This is a genomic window from Sedimentitalea arenosa, assembly GCF_016428585.1.
GTDB lineage: Bacteria > Pseudomonadota > Alphaproteobacteria > Rhodobacterales > Rhodobacteraceae > Sedimentitalea > Sedimentitalea arenosa.
Genome location: NZ_JAELVR010000014.1, coordinates 19,740 through 40,792 on the forward strand (window position 1 = coordinate 19,740; position 21,053 = coordinate 40,792).

The 21,053-nt window shown below is 58.5% G+C and carries 17 protein-coding genes; 13 read left to right on the forward strand and 4 right to left on the reverse strand.

The annotated features are described in order from the left end of the window. Positions 1-57 precede the first annotated feature (57 nt). A complete protein-coding gene (gene kynU / locus JF290_RS18320; protein ID WP_199026356.1) occupies positions 58-1,254 on the forward strand; it encodes a kynureninase in 1,197 nt (398 codons plus the stop codon). 833 nt (positions 1,255-2,087) lie between these two features. Here the strand turns inward: kynU and JF290_RS18325 are convergent. The 3 genes from JF290_RS18325 to JF290_RS18335 form a co-directional block, all read right to left on the reverse strand. Continuing rightward, complete coding sequence (locus JF290_RS18325) at positions 2,088-2,675, reverse strand: dimethylsulfonioproprionate lyase family protein (RefSeq protein ID WP_199026357.1); 588 nt, start codon at positions 2,673-2,675, stop codon at positions 2,088-2,090. Between the two features lie 260 nt (positions 2,676-2,935). After that, positions 2,936-4,150 (reverse strand): M24 family metallopeptidase, encoded by a 1,215-nt coding sequence (locus JF290_RS18330; protein ID WP_199026358.1) that lies wholly within the window; start codon positions 4,148-4,150, stop codon positions 2,936-2,938. 121 nt (positions 4,151-4,271) lie between these two features. Further along, positions 4,272-5,165, reverse strand: a complete 894-nt coding sequence (locus JF290_RS18335) for a LysR substrate-binding domain-containing protein (protein WP_199026359.1) — start codon at positions 5,163-5,165, stop codon at positions 4,272-4,274. 95 nt (positions 5,166-5,260) lie between these two features. Between JF290_RS18335 and JF290_RS18340 the strand changes: the two genes are divergently transcribed. From JF290_RS18340 to JF290_RS18365, 6 genes are all read left to right on the forward strand, one after another. Further along, positions 5,261-6,064 carry a creatininase gene (locus JF290_RS18340; RefSeq protein ID WP_199026360.1) on the forward strand — a complete coding sequence of 268 codons (804 nt, stop codon included), beginning with the start codon at positions 5,261-5,263 and terminating at the stop codon, positions 6,062-6,064. A gap of 45 nt (positions 6,065-6,109) precedes the next feature. Continuing rightward, positions 6,110-7,228, forward strand: coding sequence for a polyamine ABC transporter substrate-binding protein (locus JF290_RS18345; protein WP_199026361.1), 1,119 nt, complete (start codon positions 6,110-6,112; stop codon positions 7,226-7,228). Positions 7,229-7,303: 75 nt separating this feature from the next. Next, positions 7,304-8,149 carry an ABC transporter permease gene (locus JF290_RS18350; RefSeq protein WP_199026362.1) on the forward strand — a complete coding sequence of 282 codons (846 nt, stop codon included), beginning with the start codon at positions 7,304-7,306 and terminating at the stop codon, positions 8,147-8,149. A gap of 1 nt (position 8,150) precedes the next feature. Beyond that, the gene (locus JF290_RS18355) at positions 8,151-8,945 is read left to right on the forward strand and encodes an ABC transporter permease (RefSeq protein WP_199026363.1); all 795 of its coding nucleotides are present in this window, start codon (positions 8,151-8,153) and stop codon (positions 8,943-8,945) included. Beyond that, the gene (locus JF290_RS18360) at positions 8,945-10,066 is read left to right on the forward strand and encodes an ABC transporter ATP-binding protein (RefSeq protein WP_199026364.1); all 1,122 of its coding nucleotides are present in this window, start codon (positions 8,945-8,947) and stop codon (positions 10,064-10,066) included. The genes JF290_RS18355 and JF290_RS18360 overlap by 1 nt, the downstream gene beginning before the upstream one ends. Positions 10,067-10,138: 72 nt before the next feature. After that, a complete protein-coding gene (locus tag JF290_RS18365) occupies positions 10,139-11,713 on the forward strand; it encodes a BCCT family transporter (RefSeq protein ID WP_199026365.1) in 1,575 nt (524 codons plus the stop codon). 148 nt (positions 11,714-11,861) lie between these two features. Here the strand turns inward: JF290_RS18365 and JF290_RS18370 are convergent, their stop codons facing one another. Beyond that, positions 11,862-12,857, reverse strand: coding sequence for a GlxA family transcriptional regulator (locus tag JF290_RS18370; RefSeq protein ID WP_199026389.1), 996 nt, complete (start codon positions 12,855-12,857; stop codon positions 11,862-11,864). Positions 12,858-12,983: 126 nt separating this feature from the next. Between JF290_RS18370 and JF290_RS18375 the strand changes: the two genes are divergently transcribed. The 6 genes from JF290_RS18375 (at position 12,984) to JF290_RS18400 (ending at position 20,870) form a co-directional block, all read left to right on the forward strand. Continuing rightward, positions 12,984-14,237, forward strand: coding sequence for a sarcosine oxidase subunit beta family protein (locus tag JF290_RS18375; RefSeq protein WP_199026366.1), 1,254 nt, complete (start codon positions 12,984-12,986; stop codon positions 14,235-14,237). A gap of 12 nt (positions 14,238-14,249) precedes the next feature. Continuing rightward, positions 14,250-14,549: a sarcosine oxidase subunit delta gene (locus JF290_RS18380; protein ID WP_199026367.1), complete on the forward strand. Its 300-nt coding sequence runs from the start codon at positions 14,250-14,252 to the stop codon at positions 14,547-14,549. Next, positions 14,546-17,551, forward strand: coding sequence for a sarcosine oxidase subunit alpha (locus tag JF290_RS18385; RefSeq protein WP_199026368.1), 3,006 nt, complete (start codon positions 14,546-14,548; stop codon positions 17,549-17,551). The genes JF290_RS18380 and JF290_RS18385 overlap by 4 nt, the downstream gene beginning before the upstream one ends. A gap of 12 nt (positions 17,552-17,563) precedes the next feature. After that, entirely contained in the window at positions 17,564-18,094 is a 531-nt protein-coding gene (locus JF290_RS18390) for a sarcosine oxidase subunit gamma (protein WP_199026369.1), read from the forward strand. A gap of 76 nt (positions 18,095-18,170) precedes the next feature. Continuing rightward, a complete protein-coding gene (gene glyA, locus JF290_RS18395) occupies positions 18,171-19,445 on the forward strand; it encodes a serine hydroxymethyltransferase (protein WP_199026370.1) in 1,275 nt (424 codons plus the stop codon). Between the two features lie 3 nt (positions 19,446-19,448). Then, on the forward strand, positions 19,449-20,870 hold the full coding sequence (locus tag JF290_RS18400) for an L-serine ammonia-lyase (RefSeq protein ID WP_199026371.1): 1,422 nt from the start codon (positions 19,449-19,451) through the stop codon (positions 20,868-20,870). Positions 20,871-21,053: the final 183 nt, after the last annotated feature.

The window sequence follows — 21,053 nt, forward strand, 5'->3', positions numbered from 1 at the left end:
GGAGCGGGCAAGCATGTTGACAAAGAAAGGCGCATGCACGTTGAGAAAGGACAAAAATTGACTGATTTTGAGTGGACAAGACAGCAATTCGATCTGCCCGAGGGCATGATCTATCTGAACGGCAACTCTCTTGGTCCGATGCCGCGCGCCTCCGTGCCTGCCATGACCAGCTTTCTCAACGACGAATGGCGCACCGAGCTGATCAAGGGCTGGAATACCAAAAACTGGTTCATGCAGACCAACACGCTGGGCGACCGTGTCGGGCGTCTGGTCGGTGCGGCAGAGGGCACGACAGTCGTGGGCGACACGCTTTCGATCAAGGTGTTTCAGGCGGTGGCTGCGGGTATGAAAATGGTTCCGGATCGCAGGGTTATCCTGTCGGACAACGGCAACTTCCCAACCGATCTCTACATGGTCGAAGGGCTGATGAAGCTGAGGGACGCGGGCTATACGCTGCGCACACCTGACCCCGAGGACGTCATGGACGCCATCACCGAAGAGGTCGGCGTAGTGATGTTGACCGAAGTGGATTACCGCACGGGCCGCCGCCATGACATGAAAGCTGTCATTGAAAAGGCGCATGCACTTGGGGCAGTGGTCGTGTGGGACCTGGCGCATTCAGCGGGCGCGGTGCCAGTCGATGTGGGCGGATTTGACACCGATTTCGCCATCGGCTGCACCTACAAATACCTCAATGGCGGCCCTGGCGCCCCGGCTTTCATATACGTTGCGCCCCGCTTGCTGGATACGGTCGAGCCGTTCCTGTCGGGCTGGTATGGCCACGAAGCGCCTTTCGCCTTCGATACCGATTACCGCCCGATGCCGGGCAAGATCGAACGGATGCGCATCGGCACACCGTCGATCGCGTCCTTCGCGCTTCTGTCGGTTGCATTGGACATCTGGGACAAGGCCGACATGGACGAGGTTCACGCGAAGTCTATCGAACTGTCAGAATTGTTCATCCGCGAGGTTGAAGCCCGTTGCCCCGGCCTGAAGCTGGTCAGCCCGCGCGATCCGGCCGCGCGCGGCAGCCACGTGTCCTTCGCATTCGAGCAGGGCTATGCCGCCATGCAAGCGTTGATCGCTGACAACGTGATCGGTGATTTCAGGGCCCCTGACGTCATGCGCTTTGGCATCACCCCGCTGTTCGTGAATGAGGCTGATATCATCGATGCCGTCGACAAACTGGAACAAATCCTTGAGGAAGAACGCTACAAGGACGCGCAATTCCAGAAACGCGCGTTGGTCACGTAGACTCTTATCGCGAGGAGGCCAACGGCTCGGATAACGCAGAAAAACTTGGCTGTTGAATTGCCAAAAACGAGATGGAGTGGCGTGAAGGTGTTAGCCGGGACAGATTCGAACCTGGCCGTTCTGTATCTCTCTGAGGACTCTCGGCACCCATCCCAGACGTCGTTTGCACAGAGCTTTGGCTGTGACGACGAGCTTTCGCGCGACTGCAGTGACAATGATTTTGTGCGGCTTTCCTGCCTGTGAAGACGGTCAGCGAAGGATTCAGGGTGAGATTGTGATTTGATGCGACCAATGAGGCTTGGAACAGGGCATGTCGCCTAGCGCGCCTACGTCCGGTGATGGCGCGCTTTCCACGAACCGTTCCACTGTCTTGCGCAATGGGTACCAGAGTCGATCAATGCGGCGGCTCCTCTCCCGAGAGGGTGCAGAGAGCCCTCTGAGAGGTACATTGAAAATCGTTGACGGGTGTGTCGTGCGCACGTTGCGCGCAGCGCCAAGTCGCCTTCCCTCGGGCCTGAGAGCGCGTTTCGGAGGGTTACCGGAAACGTGAGCCCGTAAAGATCGGGAAAACACCACTCCTTGCACGGAATACTGCCACGCTAGCGCGTCCTTGCACATTCCTTACCTGCGTTTTCGCTCGCGTCATATCTGGTACTTATTGGTACATGGCTGTCTCGTGAACCAATCCTCGCGGAGGCGTTGCGCTAGTTTCAGCTCGTGGCAGGGGGAGGTTGGCAATGTAGTGTCGTGGAGTTCTGCGTGATCGGCGTCATAACTTAGAAAGCTCGGAAAACGGGCGGCGGCACGTTTTGCTATTAATTTCATGTTCCCGGCTATTCCTTCAGAGCCCAAAAAGCGAGCAGGGGAAGATCGGATGACCGCATCGCGTGCACGATATTGTGCGGATTGTAGAAGGTTTCGCCCCCAGCCAAATGGACCCAATCCAGTTGACCTTGACGAAAGTCCCCAGCACTCATGACAAGATAGGTTTCTTCGGGTGGGTGCCTGTGATCGGGGTACCGCACGTTTGGACCGAGAAGCGATACACCCAGCCCGATGTCCTCTCGCGGTTCAAGTCCCCCGGGACCGACAATCATCGCATTTGCGTGTTTTTCGGCAAAACCTTCGCTTGCACCGCTCCAATCCCCTTGGCGCCGCCGCCACCGGAGCAGTGGTTCGATCCTCAAGAATGTTTTCATCACCTGTCGAAGATCAGACTCATCGGAGGCGGAAGATTCCGCAATATCCGTGAGATACTGGCACACCGGAAGCCGACCGCTGTCGGACGTTGATTGTGGCGCGGGAGCCTCAAGGGTGGCAAAAACCCGTTCAACCAAGCTGACAGAGTTCAGATCTCGCGCACGGAAGGAATACGCTAATTTTGCCGCGTCTAGAAACTCTTGGAGTGCTTGGTTACGCATTTTCACATCAGGTTCTCAAGAAGAGTTAAGTTGTCTGACGGCCAATGCCGTCAGACAACGAAACGGTAGCGCCAATCATTTTGCTCAGCATGGTTTAGTCGCTGCTGTTCGATTGGATGAAGATCGGTACGTCCGCCCCACGCGCAATCATTGTGTAGCCATGCTTTTGGGTTTCACGCAATAGGAGGGTTACCACTACGACCAGCGCCAACAGGGCGCTGACCATAGCAATATTGTGCGCTATCGAGACAGCACTGACCTTAGTTCTTGATGACATTGTGCTCGGGGCCAAATGGGAAGCCGGTGATGTTTTCCACCGTGTCGTCATCATTGATGACCAGGATGTCATGTTCGCGGTAGCCGCCGGCGCCAGGCTGACCCTCGGGGATCATGACCATCGGTTCCATCGAGACAACCATGCCTGGCTTCAACTCTGTTTCGATGTCCTCGCGAAGTTCGACACCGGCCTCGCGGCCATAGTAATGACTCAGCACGCCGAAGCTGTGGCCATAGCCGAAGGACCGGTACTTGAGCAGGTCCCACTCGCGATACATCTCGTTGAGCTCGATCGCGATATCCATGCAGCGCGCGCCCGGCTTGATCAGTTCAAGGCCACGTTCATGCACAGCAACGTTCTTCTCCCAGATGTCGAGGCTTGTATCATCGACGTGATCACAGAACAGTGTGCGTTCTAGCGCCGTGTAGTAACCGAAGATCATCGGGAAGGTGTTGAGGCTCAGGATATCGCCCGACTGCACTTTTTTGTTCGTGACCGGGTTATGTGCACCGTCGGTATTGATGCCGGATTGGAACCAGGTCCAGGTGTCCATCAGTTCGACGAACGGGAAGGAATTGGCAATCTCGCGGATCATCGCATTGGTGCTGGCGATGGCGACTTCGTGCTCGGGAACACCGGCCTTGACCGCTGCAGCAACAGCCGCACCGCCGACGTCGGCCACGCGTGCGCCTTCCTTGATCAGTTTGATCTCTTCGTTAGACTTGATCGTGCGCATCCACATGGACGGTTGGCCAACGTCGACAAACTCGACACCCGGCAGAGCATCCTGCAGCAGTTGGCGGTATTCCAGCGACACGTGATCGAATTCGATGCCGATACGCTTGGCACCGGGTGTCAGTTGCTGTATCGCGCGGTAGAAGTTGTCACGACGCCAGTCTGTGTAGGTGATGTTGTTGCCAAAGCTCCGGCGGAACGGTTGGCCTCCGTCGATGCCTGCTGAGATGGTCGTCGCGTTCTTCTGGTCAATGACCATGCCGTATTTGCGACCAAAGTAGCAGTACAGCCATCCGCTATAGTAGTTGATGCAGTGATAGGAGGTGAAGAGCGACGCATCGACATCGTTCTTGGCCATCCAGTTGCGCAATTCGTTCTGGCGACGGGCCATTTCGTTATCCGAAAAGGGCGAAAACTCCTTCTCGCCGTTGTGCCATTCCATGACGTGGAGCATGTCGTCCATTGTCGATATTCCTCTCTGCTAACAGTGACCTTGTCTGCGTAGCAGTGAGGTGATGCGGCGAAAAATTAATTGCAATCATCTCACCATAAGAATTTCAAATTTACCTTGGTGAGCGTGTACATTACCCGGCGCGAGCGCGCGTCGGCAGGCGGAAAGTTGACACATCCTCCGTGATCTGTTCGATCAACTTTAGCGCGGCATCGGACATCTTTATGTGCTTGTAGAACAGCCCGATATGGATGCTTGACAATTTCGGGAAGCCATCGCTGGTGGTGAGGACCCGCATTCCGGGCAGCAACGTCTTCTTTGTCAGCGCGGTGACGCCCATGCCATCCAGAACTGCCTTTTGGAGGGCTGATACGCCGAGACTTTCGAAGGACACGCGCCAATCGCGCCCTTCGGTATTCAGCGCGTCGATCATACGCTTCCGATAGAAGCAGCCATCGGGATGCGCGATCACCCTGAGCGGCTGATCCCGATCGACCTTGTGCTCGCGGGCGCAGACCCAAACCGGCCGTTCTGACCAGTAGATGGAGACGTGTGGTGCGGGCAATTCATCCGTGATGGCGATGGTCATATCCAGATCATCAACATGAAGGGCTGCAAGAAGCTCAGGGCTTCGGTTGCAGCGAATGTCCAGCAAAACAGCGGGGTTCTCGCGGGAGAACTTGGCTATGACGCTTTGGAAATAGTCGATTGAATAGTCGACCGGCAGGCCAATCCTGAGCGTTCCGAGGAAGGCGGCTTGTTGCAGGTTCGCGACGGCCCTGTCATTGAGGCGCAGCATTTCGCGTGCGTAGCCAAGAAGGGTCTGTCCGTCTGGCGTCAACTCTACTTTCTTGCCTTCATGCTTTAGCAATTTGGCGCCGACAACCTCTTCGAGGCGCTTGATCTGTAGGGATATCGCCGGCTGCGTCCGCCCAAGAATGTTCCCGGTTTCCGTATAGTTGCGCAGGTCGACCACGGTCACGAAGGTCCGTAGAAGATCGGTCTGCAGGTTGGTAAATTTCCGCATCATTAGCATTCCTTATTCAACCATTGTTACTATGAATTTCTCGGCTAAGGCAAGCTGCCCTAGGGTTTGACGATCTTCAGATGCAGGGGGGTGCAATGCCACATTCAACCGTTTTTGCTGCCGAAATGCCTTGGCCCGACTATCAAAAGCGGGTGCAAAACGGCGATGTGCCTGTTCTGATTCCGCTCGGGTCGATGGAGCAGCATGGTCATCATATGCCGATGCATGTCGATGTGCTCTTGCCGACTGAATTCGCGCGCCGTGTCGCCGAGCAGGTTGGGGCTCTGGTCGCGCCACCCTTCACATACGGATACAAATCCCACCAGAAGTCGGGTGGCGGAAACTTCTTTCCGGGCACAACCAGCCTTGACGGTGCAAGCCTCGTGAATGCGCTCAAGGACGTAGTCAAGGAATTCGTGCGACATGGCGTGCGCAACCTGTGTGTCGTCAATGGCCACTTTGAGAATTCCTGGTTCATCACAGAAGCGATTGACCTTGCCTTGCGCGAACTGGGCTGGGCCGACATCCATGACGTCAAGGTCGTGGTCCTGTCCTATTGGGACTTTGTGGATCAGGCCTCGATCGAGAAGCTGTATCCGAACGGGTTTCTCGGATGGGACATCGAACATGGCGGCGTTCTGGAAACGTCTCTGATGCTGCGTCTGCACCCCGACCTCGTGTCTCTTCAGGACGCGGTTGAGCACGCTCCAGCAACATTTCCGCCCTACGACGTCTACCCAGCCAAGCCGGAATGGACACCAGCAAGCGGGACACTGTCCTCGCCGAAGGACGCGACCGCTGAGAAGGGCGATATCCTGCTGGATGTCTGCACCAGAGGGATCGTCGAGGCGCTCGAAAACGAGTTTGGCAAGGCCGCCGCTCTGGCGAGTGCAAGCTGATTCTCCCGTCAAAAAAAAAGAATTATCCCAACAAGGAGTAACCCAATGTCCACTAAACTGATCCGACCAAGCCGACGCAGCCTACTGAAGATGACAGGTGCCGCAGCTTTGGCCACGCCGTTCTTGTCCATCCGTGCAGCGGCGCAAACGACAGAGCTGTCGATGCTTGCTTGGTATGGTCACGCCGAGCCGGATATCGTAGGTGAATTCGAAGAGGCGAATAACGTCAAGTTCGTGCCAAAGTACTATACCGGCGGCGACAACATGCTGGGCCTGATCGCGCAATCCCCGCGCGGTACCTTTGATGTGATCCTGTCGGATGGCGAATATGTTCAGCAGCTTAACGCGGCCGGTTACATCGAAGAGTTGGATCCGGCTGACTACGCCTTTGACGATTTCTTCCCCGAATTCCAGAAGTTCCCTGGCCATTGGCAGGACGACAAGCTCTATTCCGTCATCACGCGATTTGGTTTCCTTGGCGTAGCCTACAACACGGATGCCTTCACCGAAGAAGAGGCCTCCAGTTACGATCTTTTTGCAGACGAGCGGTTGACGGGAAAGCTCGGTCACTTTGACTGGCACCTGCCCAACCTGGGTCAGATGAGCCTGCATGTCGGCAATTCATCGCCTTACGACATCGACGAAGCGGCTTGGGAAAAAGTGCAGGAGCATACCATGAGCCTGCGCCGTCAAGCTGGCGGATTCTTCGATTACGGCGGTACCTTCTCGTCGCTCAACAACGGGCAAATGCTGGCTTTTGCAGGTATCGGTGACTGGATCACCGGTACGCTGGAAAAGAACGGCAGCCCGGTGCGCAGCGTGATTCCAAAAGAAGGCGGTCTGCAGTGGACCGAGAGCTTCTCGATCGGTAAAGGCTCGCGCAATCAGGAGATGGCCAAGAAGTGGATCCAGTATATCACCTCGCCCGAGGGTCAGGCGAAATCCGCTGACATGGCGGCCTATCCGGCGATGGTCCCGTCCCAAAAGGGCTGGGTTGTGCTCAACGAAACAAACCCTGCCGAAGCCAAGCGTCAGAACATGGTGCTCGCCGAACGCAATGCGATGGACATGATCCGCGAAGGCTTGATCCAGTATCGTCAACTTCCGATCCAGCAGAGCCTCGAAGACTGGAACGATTTCTGGTCCGACTACAAAGGCGCATAAAGCACAGTTGGCTTGGGGGCGCATGTTTCTATGCGCCCCAACAAGACGCTCGATTGCCGAGCTATGGGATCTGATATGACCAAGCGACCAACACTTTTTTCATTGATCTTGTCGATGCCGCTGCTGCTCTGGCAGTTGTTGTTCTTTCTTTTCCCGCTCCTGTTTCTGGTCGCGATCAGTTTCTGGACAGTGCGCAACTTTCAGATGCAGCCTGATCTGAACTTTGGCAACTGGGAGCGCGTCCTGACGCGTGGCGTATTCTGGGATGCATATTTCCGCACCATGATACTTGCCACCGCAGCAGCTGCGATCACCAGCATCATCGCCTTTCCGGCGTCTTATGCGATCTCCTTCAAGATGAGCGAGAAAGCAAAGCGCTGGATGATCTTCATCCTGATCATCCCATTCTTCACCAGCTATCTTGTCCGGGTGTATTCGCTACAAGTGTTTCTGTCCGATGCGGGCATCGTGAACGCAGCCTTTGGGTATCTCGGGCTTGGGCCATTCCCAATGTTGAATAATGCGTTTGGTATCATCGTGGGAATGATCACCCTCACGCTGCCATTGGTCATTCTGTTGCAGACCTTCAGCCTGAACTTCGTCAATCGTGATTTGATCGAGGCTGCTCACAACCTGCGCTGTGGGCGGTTGAGGACAGTTTTCGCCGTCATCGTGCCGTCGGCAAAAGTGGGCCTTGTGATTGCGGCACTATTTGCCTTCATTCTCAGCTTCGGCGACTTCGTCAGCCCGCTTTACCTGGGCGGCGGCAATCCTCCGACCCTGTCGATCATGATCACCGATTTCACCAAATCCGGTCAGCAATGGCCTCGCGCCGCAGTGGTCGCGATCATGATGATCATCACGTTGCTTACCGCGGCGTTCGCGGCCATCACTTATGCCTACAAAGAGCGGGGAAGATAAGATGGGGAACGAGAACCGGATCATCAACCTGCTGTTGAAGCTGCATATTGCGCTTTGTCTGCTTTTCATCTTTGCGCCGATCGCCGGAAGCTTTGTCTTTTCGCTCAACTCCGACCGGTTCCCGTCGCTCCCGCTGGGCGAGTTCTCGACCGAATGGTATCGCCTGATCTGGGAGGATCCGCTGGTCTGGCAGGGCTTTGCCAATACCGTGGTCGTGGGCCTGACGGTCGCCGTCATCGCCACCGTGCTGGGCTTTGGCGGGGCCTACACGGACTTCCGCTACAATTTCACCGGCAAATCCTTCTACCTTGCGCTCGCACTCCTGCCGCCGACCATCCCCGTCGTGATCATGGGGCTGGCAATGCTGGCCTTCCTGAGCCGCGTGAACCTGTCCGGTACGACAATTTCCGTCATCATTGCGCATGGCGTCATGTGCAGCCCCTTTGCCATGGCCATCATCCGCCTGCGACTTTCGCAGATGGATCCCGATCTGGAGGCGGCCTCATGGAACATGGGCGGCAACCAGTGGCAGACCCTGCGCTATGTCATCATCCCCTTCGCCAAACCTGCGATCTTTGCGGCGCTGTTTATCACAATGGCTGTCTCGTTCGATGAATTCGCCGTCGCATGGTTTGTCTCCGGCCTCAACGAAACGCTGCCCGTCAAGATTCTTGGTTTCCTGCAAGGCCAGGTCAGCCCACGCATCAATGCCATCGGCTCTCTCGCCTTCCTCAGCTCTATGACGCTGATCATACTAGCCCAGCTTCTGCTGCGCAGCCCGGAGGATAAAAAATAATGGAAGCGAACGCACAAATGGAACAGCACTCAGAAGCGATCGTGACGTTCGACAATGTCGTAAAGCGGTTCGGAGACTTCACTGCAGTCGAAAAAGCTCATTTCGAGATTGGTCGCGGAGAATTCCTGGCCATCATGGGATCATCCGGCTGTGGCAAAACCACGACGCTGCGCATGCTTGCGGGCTTGGAAGACCCTACCGAAGGCGCGATCTATCTTGATGGCGAGAAGGTGAACGGCAAAGCCACCTGGGATCGCGATACCCCCATGGTCTGGCAATCTCTGGCCTTGTTCCCGTTTCTGACGGTTCAGGAAAACGTGGAGTTCGCGCTCAAGATGCGGGGTGTCGGCAAAGAGGAACGCCGGCAACGCGCGGAAAAGTGGCTCGAGAAGATGCAGATCACCGAGTTTGCGAACCGCAACATCAATCAGCTGTCTGGCGGTCAAAAGCAACGTGTGGCCTTGGCCCGCGCCTTGGTGACGGAACCGAAGATCCTGCTGCTGGATGAACCTCTCTCGGCGCTTGATGCGCACCTCAAAGTGCGCATGCAGGCTGTCTTGTCAAATCTACAGAAGGATCTGGGGATTACTTTTGTTTATGTGACACACTCCATGTCCGAAGCGTTCTCCATGGCTGATCGTGTGGTCATCATGAGCCGGGGTCAGATCGAACAGATCGGAACGCCTGAAGAAATTTATCGCGAGCCGTACAATCGCTTTGTCGCTGAGTTTCTGGGCTCGGCCAACATCTTTGACGGTGTGGTTCAGGGCCCCGCCGGTGCAGATGGCTGGCAGGTCGCCTATGAGGGCGGAGAGACCATCTTGCCAAAGAGCGAGCTGCCGGATGGCAGGCAGGGCCAAAAAGTCACTTTCATCGTCAGCGCGGAGAACATGCAGCTGAGCCTGCCAGACAGTGGCCAACCCGGGATAGAAGCCAGCGTTGCGGGTGAGGAATTCATTGGCGGCACGGCAATGGTCTTTCTCGAGACCGCAGGGGGCCAAGAGCTTAAAGTACAGAAAAGCCACGACGAATTGTCGTTGCTCAATCTGCATGCCGGCTCGAAAGTTGTTGTGCATTGGGAATCCGGAAGCTGCCACGTGCTGCCTGGCGAGAACAAGTGATTAAAGTATAACATCTGCGCGCACGTGAGATGACGATCCGCGCGGTCAATTCGAACTACGGGGGTGGTTCTCATGCTAATTCGATCTGGAGTGTTCAGGGGCGTAAACCCGTACTCATCCTTAATTTCGGCGGGCGTCATAGTGCTTTTTGTCTTTCTGGTGCTCGCGTTTCCGACCGGTTCGGCCGATTGGATTGATTCAGCCCGGACATTCGTTACCTTCTACTTCAATTGGTGGTACGTTGCCCTGTCAGCTGTTTTTCTCGTCTTTTTGATCGCGACTGCCGTCAGCAAATATGGCTCTCTCCGGCTTGGTGATGCGGATGAGCGACCGAAATACAGCTACTTCACCTGGTTCGCCATGCTCTATGCTGCAGGGCAGGGGATTGGCATTATCTTCTGGTCGATCGCCGAGCCGATGTTTCATTTTTCCGGGGGTACGCCGTTTGCCGAAGGCACAGGCAATCAGGCAGCGGCGGATATGGCGCTTCAGGTCACCTTTTTCCACTGGGGCCTCAACGCCTGGGCAATCTATTGCATAGTCGCACTGGCCCTTTGTCTTGTCAGCTACCGGCTGAAAAAGCCGCTTGGGATCCGCTACACCCTCTACCCGCTATTTGGCGATCGGGTCGAAGGGGCGCTCGGCGTCGTGATCGACGTGATTGCAGTGTTCGCGACTATTTTCGGCATCGCCACTTCGCTTGGTCTAGGCGTTACGCAGATCAATGCGGGTCTGAACCATATCTGGGACGTTCCGATTTCGCAGGCAGTCCAGCTTGTCTTGATCGCTGTCATTACCGCCGTTGCATTGTGTTCGGTTCTTTCGGGTCTGGACCGGGGCATAAAGTGGCTATCTCAGGTCAACATGTGGCTGACGATCGTCCTCCTGGTCTTTTTCTTTGCCTGGGGACCGACGCGCTATCTGTTTGTCAGTCTGGGTGACGCTACGCTGTCTTACGCAAAGAGTCTTTTTTCGTTCAACGTTTATGTTGAAAGCGTGCCCGCCGAAGCGGCCCGTTGGAGTGATATGTGGCAGGGATGGTGGACGACCTTCTATTGGGGTTGGTGGATCTCTTGGGCGCCCTTCGTCGGTGTTTTCGTCGCGCGGGTTTCACGGGGCAGAACTGTTCGTGAATTCATCTTTGGCGTAGTTGGCGTTTCGTCTCTCCTGTCCTTTGTCTGGATTGCGGCCTATGGCGGGACTGCGCTCTGGGCGGAACTCTTCGGTCCCGGTGGCGTGTCCGATGCAGTGAGTGCAAACGTCTCGATGGCACTCTTCGCGACCTTCGAAGCGATGGACGTCGGAGCGATCGGGGTGGTAGCCGGTGTGCTTGGCACGATCCTCGTGACAACCTATTTCGTGACGTCATCGGACTCCGGCACACTGGTTGTGGCCACGATCCTCAGCGAAGGCAACGAGCACCCGATGTTTCGTCATCGGGTAATCTGGGGAACGTTCGAGGGAGTCGTGGCAGCGGTCTTGTTGGTGGCGGGCGGAAGTGCTGCGCTTAGCACCTTGCAAACAGCGGCCATCATTGCAGCGCTGCCGTTCTCACTGATCATGGTGCTCATGTGCGTCGCCATCGTTCGCTGCCTTTCGTTGGAGCACAAGGCGGAAAAATCCGCAGGGCTAGGCAAGACGACCTGACTGGGGTTCCGTGAGCGGGTGAGGACGCGCCTGCTCACGGTAACCATGCTCGAACATGCGATCAACGACACAAAGATCACGTCAAAGCGGCTTGGTCATCAGACGAATGAAAACCTGAGCCCGCCAGGGGGCGACGATCAAGACAGTTTCAAGCTATCAAGCCTGGTGCGCCATTTGCGCGATTTTTCTGTCTCCAGGCATCGGGGGGATCGCCTTCACGGGTGCGGAAAACCTTGCCGAAATGCGACGCATCGCAAAATCCAGTCGCTGCTGCAATGTGGGTGACGGACTGATCGGTACTGTTCAGTAGATGGCGTGCGACAGCCAACCGGACCGATAGACCCACCTCTGCGGGCGTCACTTGCAGCGCATCGCCGAAATGGCGCTCCAGCATACGTCGACTGACTTTCAGGCGTTTTGACAACTGATCGACTGTCAACGGCGTCGCCACATTCTGACGGATCAGATGTAACGCTTTCCTGACCAACTTGTCCGAAGTGGCATATTCAAGTGGCAGACCGGGCTGTGGGTTTTCCGGCGTCTGCGCTTCGTCGATAATCATTATGTTCAGGCTCTTGCGCGCCGCTGCCGGCCCGATGTGTCGGTCCACCAAATACGCGGCCAGATGAGCCGAACTTGCCCCGCCGGAACAGGTCAGACGATTGCGGTCTACAACGAAGATCTGGTCGGAGATCGGAATGAGCCCCTCGAACTGTTCCAGAAAATCATTGTGATGGAACCAGCTCACGCAACAGCGATAGCCATCCATCAACCCCGCCTTGTGAAGGATAAACGCGCCTGTGCAAACGCCAACGATTGGCACATTGGAAACTGCCGCGCGCTTGAGATAGGCGATGTAATCCGGGTTGAGTTCTTCAATGGCCGAGATCAATCCTCCCACCACGACCACATAGTCAAACTCGGTCGGATCACCCAGTCGTTGATCGGGCTGCACCGGGATTCCGCAGCTCGATACCACCGGATTCATCGTCGCAGAGACAACGCGCCAGGAACATCGGATCGGGCGCGAACGATCCCCTTCATCTGCCGCGAGCCGCAGAACATCTACGAAATTCGCGAATGCAGACAAGGTAAATTGCCGTGCCAGAATGAGGCCGATCTTCAGGGCAGGTTTGGGGTTCATTTCGGCCATTCCAGCAAGTGTTGCGACGTAAATATACTAAGATTTTGGCGCAATAATACAATGAATTTCCGGAAGGGTATGAGAAAGAAATTCAGACTGCTTCCTTACAGATTCGAGGCTTCCCAGATGACCCATTTTTCCGGCTTTTCATTGCTCAAGAACGCGCTCAGTGGCCATAAGAACTGGCCTGAGCAATGGCCTGACAAACAGCCCAAAGGTGAATACGATGTGATCATCGTCGGCGCGGGTGGTCATGGCCTGGGCGCTGCGTATTACCTTGCCAAGGAACATGGCATCACCAATGTCGCCGTGATCGAGAAGGGTTGGCTTGGCGGTGGCAACACCGGGCGGAACACGACGATCATCCGCTCGAACTACCTTTATGATGAAAGCGCGAAGCTCTACGATCACGCACTCGATCTGTGGGAGAACCTGTCGACCGAACTGAACTACAACGTCATGTATTCCAAGCGCGGCGTGATGATGCTGGCGCACAACGTGCATGATGTGCAGTCCTTCCAGCGCCATATTCACGCCAACCGGCTGAACGGCGTCGACAACCAGTGGCTTACGCCCAAGCAGGCCAAGGAATTCTGCCCGCCGCTGAACATTTCGCCCGATGCGCGCTATCCCGTCATGGGCGCGGCCCTGCAGAAACGCGCCGGCACTGCGCGCCACGATGCTGTCGCATGGGGCTATGCCCGTGCTGCGGCCAAGCGTGGCGTAGACATCATCCAGAACTGCCCGGTGATCGCGATCCGGCGTGGCGCCGATGGATCGGTCGAGGGCGTCGATACCGCCAAGGGCTTCATCAAGGCCAAGAAGGTGGCGGTCTCCGCCGCCGGTCACACCAGTGTCGTGATGGACAGCGCGGGCGTGCGGATGCCCCTCGAAAGCTACCCGCTCCAGGCGCTTGTGTCCGAGCCGATCAAGCCGGTCTTCCCCTGCGTCGTGATGTCCAACACCGTGCACGCCTACATCAGCCAGTCCGACAAGGGCGAGCTGGTGATCGGCTCTGGCACCGACCAGTACACCAGCTATTCCCAGCGCGGTGGCCTGCCGCTGATCGAGCACACGGTCGCGGCGATCTGCGAGGTCTTCCCGATCTTCAACCGGATGCGGATGCTGCGCAAATGGGGCGGCATCGTGGACGTGACCCCCGACCGGTCGGCCATCCTCGGCAAGACACCGGTCAAGGGTCTCTATGTCAATTGCGGCTGGGGAACGGGCGGGTTCAAGGCCACACCGGGGGCGGCGCATACGCTGGCCTGGACCGTGGCCAAGGATGAACCGCACCCGATCAACGCGCCCTTCACGCTTGAACGTTTCACCACCGGCCGTCTGATCGACGAAGCCGCCGCCGCCGCCGTTGCGCATTGAGGAGACAGACCCATGCTTTTGATCCATTGCCCCTATTGCGACGACACGCTTCCCGAACTGGAATTCGCTTATGCCGGTGAAGCGCATATCGCACGTCCCGCGGACCCCTCCAAACTCAGCGACGAGGAATGGCGCGACTTCCTGTTCATCCGCACCAACGTCAAGGGCGTGCACGCCGAACGCTGGCGGCACATCCACGGCTGCGGGCGCTTCTTCAATGCCCTGCGCGACACCGTGAGTGACCGCTTTTTGACCACATACAAGGCAGGCGAGGCCCGCCCCGACGTGCAAACCCTGGAGGCCGCAGAATGACCGAGTATCGCGTAAAAGGCCGGGGCCGTGTGAATACCGGCAAACCCGTCAAGTTCACCTTCGACGACCGGACCTATCAGGGTTTCGAGGGCGACACCGTTGCGTCGGCGCTGCTGGCCAATGGCGTGCACCTGATGGGCCGCAGCTTCAAGTATCACCGTCCGCGCGGCGTGGTCACGGCAAGCTCGGAGGAACCCAATGCTCTGGTCGGCACAACCCGTGGCGGCAAGGGCCGGTTCGAGCCGAACACCCGCGCCACGATGCAGGAAATCTATCCCGGTCTGAAGACCGAGAGCCAGAACAAGTGGCCAAGCCTCAAGTTCGACGTCGGCGCGATCAACGACCGGCTCTATATGCTGTTTTCCGCCGGTTTCTACTACAAGACATTCATGTGGCCACGCAGCTTCTGGGACAGCGTCTATGAACCGTTCATCCGCAAGGCTGCCGGTCTGGGCAAAGCCCCGACCGAGGTCGATCCCGACATCTATGCAAGCCGCTATCTGCACTGCGACGTTCTGGTTGTCGGCTCCGGGCCGGCTGGCATCGCTGCCGCGCTGACGGCCGGGCGGGCCGGATCCAAGGTCGTTCTGGTGGATGAGAATTCCGAGATGGGCGGCACGCTCTTGTCGGAGCCGTCCGTGTCCATCGACGGCCAGCCTGCGTGGGACTGGCTCGAAAGCGCCTTTGCAGAGCTTGACCGCATGCCGAACGTGTCGCGCATGACGCGCACCACTGCGATCGGCTACTACCACCAGAACATGATCGGTCTGGTGCAAAAGCTGACCGACCACATGGCGGATGTTCCCGAAGGTGCGCCTCGGGAACGCATGTGGCGGGTGCGCGCGAAAGAGGTCGTTCTGGCGCAAGGGGCCATCGAACGCCCGATGGTGTTCCATGGCAACGACACGCCTGGCATTATGATGTCCGGGGCGGCACAGACTTTCCTGAACCGCTTTGGCGTGCTTGTCGGCAAGGCACCTGTGATGCTGACCAGCCATGACAGCGCCTGGTACAGCGCCTTTGACATGGCCGACGCCGGTGCAAAGGTGGTTGCCATCGTCGACACCCGTGAAGACGTGGCACAGGCACTGAAGGACGAGGCGCAGGCGCGTGGGATCAAGACCTATCTTTCCTACACGGCGACCGGCACCAAGGGCCGGCTGCGGGTCAAGGCCCTGCGCGTCAATCCCGTCCGCGATGGCAAGGTGGGCGCCGCGCATATGCTGTTCTGCGACGCTGTTCTTGTCTGCGGTGGCTGGACACCGTCACTGCATCTTTTCTCGCACACCAAGGGGTCTTTGCACTGGGACGAAGAGGCCAAGGTCTACCTGCCCGGTCGCAAGACCGAAGACGTGCATATCGCAGGCGCAGGGCGTGGGCTCTGGGGTGTTGCGACCGCGCTCGAGGATGGATCCAAGGCAGGCGCCGATGCGGTCAAGTCGCTTGGTGGCAAGGCTGGTCCGGCCACCTATGAAGTTGCCGATGACCGCACCGGAACCGGCATCACGCAAAAGGAACTGCCGACAGATCGCAGTCCCGGCAAGGCCAAGGCCTTCGTCGACTTCCAGAACGACGTGACCGCCAAGGACATCCGTCTCGCCGTGCGCGAGGGCATGAAATCCATCGAACATGTCAAGCGCTACACGACCAACGGCATGGCGACCGATCAGGGCAAACTGTCCAACATGAACGGGTTGACCATCGCTTCGGACGCGCTTGGCAAGGAGGCGCCGCAGGTGGGTCTGACGACCTTCCGTCCGCCTTACACGCCGACAACCTTCGGTGCGTTCGCGGGCTATCACAAGGGCACGCATTTCGAAGTGACCCGCAAGACGCCGATCGACAGCTGGGCTGAGGAAAACGGCGCGGAATTCGAGCCGGTCGCTCTGTGGCGCAGGGCCTGGTACTTCCCGAAGGCCGGCGAGGACATGCACAAGGCGGTCGCGCGCGAGTGTAAGGCGACGCGCGAGAGCCTGGGCATCTTCGATGCCTCGACGCTCGGCAAGATCGAGGTCTCCGGCCCCGATGCGACCGAGTTCATGAACCGCATGTACACCAATCCCTGGACCAAGCTTGGGGTGGGTCGGGCACGCTATGGCCTTCTGCTGGGCGAGGACGGGTTCATCCGCGACGATGGCGTCATCGGCCGGATGCGCGATGACCTGTTCCATGTGACCACCACAACGGGTGGCGCGCCGCGGGTTCTGAACATGATGGAGGATTACCTCCAGACAGAATGGCCGGAGCTGAAGGTCTGGCTGACGTCGACCACCGAGGAATGGGCGACCATCGCTCTGAATGGTCCCAATGCGCGCAAGCTGCTGGAACCGTTCGTCGAGGGCGCGGATATCTCTGCCGATGCGTTCCCGCATATGTCGGTTGTGGAATGCACCGTCGCGGGCTTCCCGTCGCGGCTCTTCCGGATCAGCTTTACCGGCGAACTGGGCTTTGAGATCAACGTGCCCGCCCGCCACGGCAAGGCGCTCTGGGAAAAGCTCTGGGAAGCGGGTCAGCAATACGACATCTGTCCCTATGGAACCGAAACCATGCACGTCCTGCGCGCCGAGAAGGGCTTCATCATCGTGGGTCAGGACACCGACGGCACCGTGACACCGCATGACGCCGGGATCGGATGGGCCATCGGCAAGATGAAACCCGATTTCGTGGGCAAACGCTCGCTCGCTCGGCCCGACATCGTGGCCCCGGGTCGCAAGCAGCTGGTCGGTCTTCTCACCGAAGATCCCAAGACCGTGCTGACCGAAGGTGCACAGATCGTCGATGACCCCAAGCAGGCGAAGCCGATGAAGATGATCGGCCATGTGACGTCGTCCTACTGGTCGGAAGCGTTGGGCCGTTCCATCGCCATGGCGGTGGTCGAGGGCGGGTTCGACCGGATGGACCAGACGCTGCATGTCCCGGATGAGAGCGGAAACCCAATTCCTGCGAAGGTCACGGGCACTGTGTTTTATGACCCGGCGGGCGACCGTCTGAAGGTCGAATGAGGAGGTGAGATCATGAATGCTCCTGTAACGAATTTCGATGCCGTCACCGTGACGGTTCTGCCCCCGGTGGCTCGGTTCAACCTGCGCATCGCGCCTGCCGACCTGGCGGTGGCCTCGAAGGCCTTGGATCTCTCCTTGCCGACGAGGATCGGTCAGGGTTCCCAGCAGGGCGACCGCGCCGCCTATTGCATCGGCCCTGATGAATGGTTGCTGCACGCGGCCGAAGAGGAACAGCAAGCCATCGCCGCGGCCTTCGACAAGGTTCGCACCGAGACGCCCCACAGCCTCGTGGTGATTTCCGATCGCGAAGTGACGATTGGCATCAGCGGGCCTGCCGCGGTCGATCTGCTGTCGGTTGCTTGCCCGTTGGACCTGTCGCGCATTCCCGTTGGCGGCGCCAAGCGTACCGTCTTCGACTATGCGCAGGTCACGCTGATCCGCGATGGCGAAGACGCGTTCCGTCTTGAGGTCTGGCGCTCTTACGTGCCGCATGTCCAGGGTCTGCTGGACGTTGCCACCCGCGAGCTCGCCGCAGGCCTTTAAAGGCCCTCGCAGCCCTTTTTCAGCGCGCCCCGTTTCGGGGCGCGATTCTCATGCTACGTCTCAAAGGATTCTTTCCATGCTCGACACCGTCAAAACCGCCCGCATTTCCGACACGGCCATCGCCGATGCCGTGAGCCACGAACTTGCCCGCCAGCAGAACCAGATCGAACTGATCGCCTCCGAGAACATCGTCAGCCGCGACGTTCTGCTGGCCCAGGGGTCGGTTCTGACCAACAAATACGCCGAAGGCTATCCCGGGCGCCGGTACTACGGTGGCTGCGAGCATGTCGATACCGTCGAACAGATCGCCATCGATCGGCTGTGCAAGCTGTTCGGTGCCGGCTTTGCCAACGTCCAGCCGCATTCCGGCGCACAGGCCAACCAGGCGGTGTTCCTTGCCCTGCTCAAGCCGGGCGATCGCATCATGGGTCTGGACCTCGCGCATGGCGGACACCTGACGCACGGATCTCCAGTCACGATGTCGGGCAAGTGGTTCGACGTGGTCAGCTACGAGGTGTCCAAGGAAGACCTGCTGATCGATATGGACAACGTGCGCAAGGTCGCGCTCGAGACCAAGCCCAAGCTGATCGTCGCGGGCGCATCGGCCTATCCGCGCCACATGGACTTTGCCGCCTTCCGCGCCATTGCCGACGAGGTGGGCGCATATCTCATGGTGGATATGGCGCATTACGCCGGCCTGATCGCTGCGGGCGAATACCCGGACCCGGTGCCGCACGCCCATGTCGTGACCTCGACCACCCACAAGACCCTGCGCGGCCCGCGGGGCGGCATCATCCTGACCAATGACGAAGCTCTGGCCAAGAAGTTCAACTCTGCCGTGTTCCCAGGCAACCAGGGCGGGCCGCTGATGCATGTCATCGCGGCCAAGGCCGTGGCTTTCGGTGAAGCGCTGGAGCCATCGTTCAAGCAGTATGCCAAGGACGTGATCGCCAACGCGCGCGCTCTGTCTGAAGTGCTGGTTGCGGGCGGTCTGGGCGTCGTGTCCGGTGGTACCGATTGTCACATGGTGCTGGTCGATCTGCGCCCCAAGGGCGTGACCGGCAAGGCGGTCGAGATCGCGCTGGAGCGTGCTGGTCTGACTTGCAACAAGAACGCCATTCCGTTCGATCCCGAAAAGCCATTCGTCACCTCGGGCGTGCGTCTTGGCACCTCCGCTGGCACGACGCGCGGGTTTGGCGAGGCAGAGTTCCGCAAGGTGGGCGAGTTGGTTCTCAAGGTGATCGACGCACTCGCGGCGAACCCCGAGGGAGATGCAGCTGTAGAGGCAGCGGTGCTGGAAGAGGTGCGGGCTCTTTGTGAAACCCACCCGATCTACGCCGACAGTGTTTAAGCCATGTTCTTGTCGGTTTTCGACATCTTCAAGATCGGTGTCGGTCCCTCTTCATCGCACACGATGGGACCGATGACCGCTGCAGCTCGGTTTCTAGACGATTTGCGCGGCAATGCTGAGAAAATTCCCGGAGCGGGCACGTTGACGCGCCTAGGGGCCTCCCTTCATGGATCGCTCGCCTTTACGGGCAAAGGCCACGCAACGGACCGCGCGGTCATCCTCGGGCTGATCGGGTATCTGCCCGCCTCGCTTGATCCAGATGCTGCCGAAGAACTTGAGACCGAAATCCGCCGCACCAAACGCATCAGCCCGCCGGGGCTTGGCACGCTCGATTTCGACCCCGAAACCGACCTTGTCTTCGACTTTGGCCCACCATTGCCGGGCCATGCTAACGGGCTGGTGCTACGCGCGTTTGACGAACGCGGAAATCCCTACATGACGCAGACCTATTATTCGGTCGGCGGCGGCTTCGTCGTGACCGAAGCCGAGCTTGAGGCCGAAAAGGCTGCCAAGACCCAGACGCTTCATGACGAGAAAGAAGCAATGGGCTATCCCTATCCCTTCGGCTCAGCGGCCGAGATGCTGGAGATGGGCCGCGCCACGGGCAAGACCATTGCAGAGATGAAACGCGCCAACGAATGCGCGCATCAGAACATTCAGCCGGGCGAATTGTCAGCCCAGATTACCCGCATTTGCGAGGTGATGAATGCCTGCATTGACCGCGGCTTGCGGATGGATGGCATCCTGCCCGGCGGGCTCAGCGTCAAGCGACGCGCCAAGGCGATCCACGAACAGCTCTTGGCTGAACAGGGCAGCAACCTGCGCCAGCCGCACGCGGCGAACGATTGGCTGAGCGTCTATGCCATGGCGGTGAACGAGGAAAACGCCGCCGGCGGTCGGGTCGTCACATCGCCCACCAACGGCGCGGCGGGGGTGGTGCCGTCGGTGATCCGCTATTACCGCGACCATTGCATCGGGGCATCTGATGCCGGGATGGAGACGATGATGCTGACGGCGTCGGCTATCGGCGGGCTGATCAAGCACCGTGCCTCGATCTCGGGTGCGGAATGCGGCTGCCAGGCCGAAGTGGGCAGCGCGTCCGCCATGGCGGCTGCGGGGATATGCGCGGCGTTGGGTGGCACGAACGAACAGGTCGAGAACGCAGCCGAAATCGCGCTGGAGCATCATCTAGGCATGACCTGCGATCCCGCCGGCGGGCTGGTGCAGGTACCTTGCATCGAACGCAACGGTCTGGGGGCCATCAAGGCAGTCAGCGCCGCCAGCCTCGCTTTGCGCGGGGATGGAACGCATTTCATGCCACTCGACAATTGCATCGAGACCATGCGCCAGACCGGCGAAGACATGAACACCAAATACAAGGAGACGAGCCTTGGAGGCCTTGCTGTCAACCTGCCGGAATGCTGAATCAGATCCAGTTTCCCGCTAGGCGCCCGAACTACATTTCATCCTGAAACTGTCCTGCGGCGCGGCACCGGGGATCGTGGCGGCGGTGACAGTCACCGCCGAACTGTCGTTCGAGCTATGGCCTAGGCAGCCGCTTCACAGGGGGCCGCCTGCGCGGCGACGCCTGTCATGCGGATGTCCCGG

Bases quoted from the DNA above. Each gene is read 5' to 3' on its own strand.
- JF290_RS18325 (WP_199026357.1), bottom strand. From the start codon at position 2,675: ATGCGTAACCAAGCACTCCAAGAGTTTCTAGACGCGGCAAAATTAGCG.
- JF290_RS18390 (WP_199026369.1), top strand. From the start codon at position 17,564: ATGAATGCTCCTGTAACGAATTTCGATGCCGTCACCGTGACGGTTCTG.
- JF290_RS18385 (WP_199026368.1), top strand. From the start codon at position 14,546: ATGACCGAGTATCGCGTAAAAGGCCGGGGCCGTGTGAATACCGGCAAA.
- JF290_RS18350 (WP_199026362.1), top strand. From the start codon at position 7,304: ATGACCAAGCGACCAACACTTTTTTCATTGATCTTGTCGATGCCGCTG.
- JF290_RS18340 (WP_199026360.1), top strand. From the start codon at position 5,261: ATGCCACATTCAACCGTTTTTGCTGCCGAAATGCCTTGGCCCGACTAT.
- JF290_RS18365 (WP_199026365.1), top strand. From the start codon at position 10,139: ATGCTAATTCGATCTGGAGTGTTCAGGGGCGTAAACCCGTACTCATCC.
- JF290_RS18375 (WP_199026366.1), top strand. From the start codon at position 12,984: ATGACCCATTTTTCCGGCTTTTCATTGCTCAAGAACGCGCTCAGTGGC.
- JF290_RS18335 (WP_199026359.1), bottom strand. From the start codon at position 5,165: ATGCGGAAATTTACCAACCTGCAGACCGATCTTCTACGGACCTTCGTG.
- glyA (WP_199026370.1), top strand. From the start codon at position 18,171: ATGCTCGACACCGTCAAAACCGCCCGCATTTCCGACACGGCCATCGCC.
- JF290_RS18370 (WP_199026389.1), bottom strand. From the start codon at position 12,857: ATGAACCCCAAACCTGCCCTGAAGATCGGCCTCATTCTGGCACGGCAA.
- JF290_RS18380 (WP_199026367.1), top strand. From the start codon at position 14,250: ATGCTTTTGATCCATTGCCCCTATTGCGACGACACGCTTCCCGAACTG.
- JF290_RS18355 (WP_199026363.1), top strand. From the start codon at position 8,151: ATGGGGAACGAGAACCGGATCATCAACCTGCTGTTGAAGCTGCATATT.
- JF290_RS18360 (WP_199026364.1), top strand. From the start codon at position 8,945: ATGGAAGCGAACGCACAAATGGAACAGCACTCAGAAGCGATCGTGACG.
- JF290_RS18330 (WP_199026358.1), bottom strand. From the start codon at position 4,150: ATGGACGACATGCTCCACGTCATGGAATGGCACAACGGCGAGAAGGAG.
- JF290_RS18400 (WP_199026371.1), top strand. From the start codon at position 19,449: ATGTTCTTGTCGGTTTTCGACATCTTCAAGATCGGTGTCGGTCCCTCT.
- JF290_RS18345 (WP_199026361.1), top strand. From the start codon at position 6,110: ATGTCCACTAAACTGATCCGACCAAGCCGACGCAGCCTACTGAAGATG.